Annotated in this window: 7 protein-coding genes and 1 pseudogene; 7 read left to right on the top strand and 1 reads right to left on the bottom strand. The window is 72.8% G+C overall.

The window, feature by feature from the left end; translation table 11 throughout:
- On the top strand, positions 1-115 hold a 115-nt coding region (locus DW296_RS13815; protein ID WP_136052682.1), incomplete at its 5' end, for a UvrB/UvrC motif-containing protein.
- 11 nt (positions 116-126) lie between these two features.
- Positions 127-474 carry a TfoX/Sxy family protein gene (locus DW296_RS13810; protein WP_136052681.1) on the top strand — a complete coding sequence of 116 codons (348 nt, stop codon included), beginning with the start codon at positions 127-129 and terminating at the stop codon, positions 472-474.
- A gap of 12 nt (positions 475-486) precedes the next feature.
- Here DW296_RS13810 and DW296_RS13805 read toward each other — a convergent pair whose 3' ends face one another.
- The gene (locus DW296_RS13805; protein ID WP_060921196.1) at positions 487-735 is read right to left on the bottom strand and encodes a hypothetical protein; all 249 of its coding nucleotides are present in this window, start codon (positions 733-735) and stop codon (positions 487-489) included.
- A 39-nt stretch (positions 736-774) separates the two neighbouring features.
- On the opposite strand from DW296_RS13805, the gene DW296_RS13800 reads away from it, so the two are divergent.
- The 5 genes and pseudogenes from DW296_RS13800 to DW296_RS13780 all read left to right on the top strand — a co-directional run.
- Positions 775-1,218, top strand: coding sequence for a MarR family winged helix-turn-helix transcriptional regulator (locus DW296_RS13800; protein ID WP_136052680.1), 444 nt, complete (start codon positions 775-777; stop codon positions 1,216-1,218).
- Between the two features lie 63 nt (positions 1,219-1,281).
- Entirely contained in the window at positions 1,282-2,037 is a 756-nt protein-coding gene (locus DW296_RS13795; protein ID WP_136052679.1) for a DUF4129 domain-containing protein, read from the top strand.
- On the top strand, positions 2,034-2,507 hold the full coding sequence (locus DW296_RS13790) for a hypothetical protein (protein WP_240743095.1): 474 nt from the start codon (positions 2,034-2,036) through the stop codon (positions 2,505-2,507). The genes DW296_RS13795 and DW296_RS13790 overlap by 4 nt, the downstream gene beginning before the upstream one ends.
- Entirely contained in the window at positions 2,504-3,475 is a 972-nt protein-coding gene (locus DW296_RS13785) for an AAA family ATPase (protein WP_136052677.1), read from the top strand. Before DW296_RS13790 ends, DW296_RS13785 begins: the two co-directional genes overlap by 4 nt.
- Positions 3,472-3,819, top strand: a pseudogene (locus DW296_RS13780) (DUF58 domain-containing protein); the annotation flags it as partial. The gene DW296_RS13785 and the pseudogene DW296_RS13780, both read left to right, overlap by 4 nt.

Here is a 3,819-nt window from a genome sequence, read left to right as displayed (position 1 = left end):
TCAGATGCTCGCGGCCGCCGCCGAGCTGAAGTTCGAGCTCGCCGGACGCCTGCGCGACGAAGTGCAGGATCTGAAGAAGGAGCTCCGGTCGATGGAGCGGGCCGGGCACGCGTAGACGGAGTCGAGATGGATGCCGCAGGAGAGGAGCTCGCGGACCGCGTCCGCGCCCTGCTCGGGGCCGATCCTTCCATCGAGGAGCGCCGGATGTTCGGGACCAGGGCGTTCCTCGACGAGGGGCGCATCCTCGTGGGCGCCCGGAAGGACGGGACGCTTCTCGTCCGCGTGGATGAGGAGAACGGCGCCGTCGCGGTGACCCTGCCCGGAGCTTCGCGCGCGGTGATGGGATCCCGCACCATGGGGTCCGGGTGGATCGATGTCTCCGCCTCGGCGATCGCCGACGATGGCGCGCTGATGACCTGGATCGACATGGCCCGGGAGTCGGTCGGCGCCGCTCTCGCTGACGACGACGACTGACGCCGAGCGAGCTTACGGGCAGTGCACCAGCGTCTTCGGGCCGGAGCGGTCGATCTCGTGCTCGGTCATCGGCGCGCCGCAGAGCGGACAGGCCCGTTCGGCGCGCTCCGCGGCGCTGGGCGGGGGCGTCTTCTCGTACGGTCCGACCGAGGCCGGGCCGGCGAGACGCACCAGGTTGGTGTTCACCCAGGTGTAAAGGCCCCCCGCCTCGCGGATGCGGGTGCGAAGAGGGGGGCGGCTGGAGTCGCGTGACATGTTCATTAGTGTACTAATGATTCGTGCAGATGTATAGTCGGGGTCGTGACTGACACCGATGATCTGCTCCGGCTCGAGAACCAGCTCTGCTTCGCCGTGGTCACGGCGGCGCGGAACGTCGTCGCGATCTATCGGCCGATCCTCGAGCCGCTCGGGTTGACGCACCCGCAGTACCTGGTGATGCTCGCCCTGTGGGAGCGGTCGCCGCGGACCCTGAACGACCTCGCGGCCGACCTCGCGCTGGAGCCCGCGACCGCGTCGCCCCTCGTCAAGAGGCTCGAGGCCGACGGCCTGGTGACCCGCCAGCGCAGCAGTGAGGATGAGCGCCGCCTGGAGATCACGCTCACCGACGCCGGCGCGGCTCTGCGCACGAGGGCCGTGGATGTGCCGCGGCAGGTGATGGCCGCTGTCGGGATGGGCATCGGTGAGATCGCCGCTCTCCGGGACGGGCTCGGGGCCTTCGCGGGGCGGCGCTCGGAGCAAGGCTGATCGGTTCCGCGGCGCCCCGCCCCTGAAGGCGGCCGCGCCGAACCGCACCCCTAGGGTGGAGGCATGTCGCGCCCAGAGCCTCCGGTCCGTGGGCCGGAGACCGTGCGCCGGACAGGGCCACCTCCGTCGCTGCTCGGCCTCGCCGCGATCGCCGGACTGTTCGGCCTCCTCATGCTCGCTGCCGCGGGACAGGGCACTCCGCAGTTCTCGTCGTCCGGACCGGAGAGCACGCCGCCGCCACCGGAGGACGTCGTCCTGCCGATGCCGTCGGCTACAGGCACACCACCGCCCCCGGAGTCCTGGGGTGATTCCGCGCTCGCGCAGGTTCTCGGCGTGATCTTCGGGGTGCTGCTGACGCTGGCCGTCCTCGCACTCGTCATCGTGGTCCTGCGCCAGCTCCTCCGCTTCCTTCGACGTCTGTGGCAGGCACGTCCGCTCGATCGCCGTGAGGTCATCGCTGCCGCCGCGGAGGGCGGTGCTAGCACTCCCGCGGCGCCCCCGGACGAGGAGGTCATCCGCCGCGGGGTATCCGCCGCGCTGCGCACCGTGACCGAGAGGCCCGACCCCGGTGACGCGATCGTCGCCGCGTGGGTCGGGCTAGAGGAGTCCGCCGCCGACGCCGGTCACGGTCGCGGGCCCGCCGAGACGCCGGCGGAGTTCACGGCTCGGGTGGTCGGCGCCCGCCAGGGCATCGCGGCCGAGGTCCTGGCGCTGCAGGGTCTGTACGAGCGCGTCCGCTTCGGGGGAGCGGTCGCCGGGGAACAGGACCGCCGGAGCGCGGCGGCCGCCCTCCGGGGGATCAAGGAGGGGTGGCGATGAAGGGGAGGATCGTCCTGACGGTGATCAGCGTCCTCGTCGCGGCCGCTCTCCTCGGACTGCTGATGGCGTTCGGGGTGCCCGCCCCCTTCGCCGTCGCGTGGGCCCTCATCCTGCTCGCGGTCGTCGCAGCCACCCGGCAGGTCTTCGTCGACGAGACGGTGGTGTGGCCACCGGAGGCGCCGCGAGCGGAGGCGCGCGGCTCGGACGTGTCACGGATGGCCTGGGCGATCAACACGCGCACAGGCGTCGCCGGACATGTCGTCGTGCGGCGCGTCCAGGGCGTCGTCCGGCGCCGTCTCGCTCATCGCGGCCTCGACCTCGACGATCCCGAGCATCACCCGCGCATCGACGCGATGCTGGGGGACGGCGTCCGCGCTTCCCTGCATGCGCGTGACGTGCAGCGCGCCGACATCGAGCGCGTCCTCGACGCGCTCGACCGCATCCCGACCGACACGGAGGAGACATCATGACCAACGACGAGATTGCGCAGATCGCCGACGTCGGACGCCGCGTGCTCGCCGGCGTCCGGACAGCGGTCGTCGGGATGGACGAGCCCCTGACCCTCGCGCTCGCCACGATCCTGGCCGGGGGGCACGTGCTCTTCGAGGACGTCCCCGGCCTCGGCAAGACGCTCGCCGCGCGGAGTCTGGCGGGGGCGCTCGGGCTGGACTTCCGTCGGCTGCAGTGCACTCCCGACATGCTCCCCGGCGACGTCACCGGCTCGTACGTGTACTCGCCCGGGACCGGAGAGTTCGTCTTCCGCCCCGGCCCTCTCTTCACAGGTCTGCTGCTCGCGGACGAGATCAACCGGACGACGCCGAAGACGCAGTCGGCCATGCTCGAGGCCATGGCCGAGCGCCAGGTCACGGTGGAGGGCAACCGGTTCGCGCTCCCACGGCCGTTCCACGTGATCGCGACCTCGAACCCGATCGAGTACGAGGGGACGTACGCGCTGCCGGAAGCCCAGCTCGACCGGTTCATGGTGCGGCTTGCGGTGGGCTACCCGGGGCCCGAGGAGGAGGCGCGCATCATCCTCGATCGGGTGGAACGGCAGAGTCCCGACATCGACGTCGACCCGGTGCTGGACGCGGAGGGCCTCCGGCGCCTCCAGGCCGCGGTCGAGCGCATCCACGTCGATCCCGATGTCGTGCGGTACGCCGTCGATCTCGCCCGAGCGACCCGCGAGGCGGCGACGGTGTCCGTCGGCGTGTCCCCGCGCGGCTCGCAGGCGCTCGTCCTCCTCGGCCGCGCGCTCGCCGCCCTGGACGGCCGGGCGTACGTGCGCCCGGACGACATCAAGCGCGTCGCGGTGCCGGTCCTCGCGCACCGCCTGACGCTGACGCCGCAGGCCTGGGCCCAGGGCGTGGACCCGCGGACGGTGGTGGACGCGGCTCTGGCTCGGACGCCGGTGCCTCCGACGGTCGCGACGACGCCGTGACGGACGAGACGGCGGCGCAGTCCACCGCCGCGCTCACCTGGCGGCGCACACCGGCCATCGCGCTGGGCATCGCTGGCGCGGCGATCGCCGCGGGTGTCGGCCTCGCCCTCTCCCGTCCGGACGTCGTCGCCCTCGGGTTGCCGCTGGCGCTGACCGCCGGCTGGGGGCTCCTCTCGCGTCCCCGTCCCGAACACGCGAGCATCGTGCTGCGTGCCCAGGCGGCCGGCGACGGCGACCGCCCCGAGGTGCGGACCACGGTGGACGTGCTGCTGACGGCCGACGCCGTGCAGGTCGCCGTGGATCAGGACGGGCGGCGCACCGGCCTCGCGGACGTGCGGCCGGGC

The organism is Microbacterium sp. K36 (genome assembly GCF_004794355.1).
In the GTDB taxonomy this organism is placed as follows: Bacteria; Actinomycetota; Actinomycetes; order Actinomycetales; family Microbacteriaceae; genus Microbacterium; species Microbacterium paraoxydans_D.
The sequence above is the reverse complement of the archived record's forward strand: the minus strand, read 5'-3'. Positions and strand labels throughout refer to the sequence as shown.

Coding starts and splice junctions, on each gene's coding strand:
- DW296_RS13805 (WP_060921196.1), bottom strand. CDS start 735: ATGAACATGTCACGCGACTCCAGCCGCCCCCCTCTTCGCACCCGCATC.
- DW296_RS13810 (WP_136052681.1), top strand. CDS start 127: ATGGATGCCGCAGGAGAGGAGCTCGCGGACCGCGTCCGCGCCCTGCTC.
- DW296_RS13790 (WP_240743095.1), top strand. CDS start 2,034: ATGAAGGGGAGGATCGTCCTGACGGTGATCAGCGTCCTCGTCGCGGCC.
- DW296_RS13795 (WP_136052679.1), top strand. CDS start 1,282: ATGTCGCGCCCAGAGCCTCCGGTCCGTGGGCCGGAGACCGTGCGCCGG.
- DW296_RS13785 (WP_136052677.1), top strand. CDS start 2,504: ATGACCAACGACGAGATTGCGCAGATCGCCGACGTCGGACGCCGCGTG.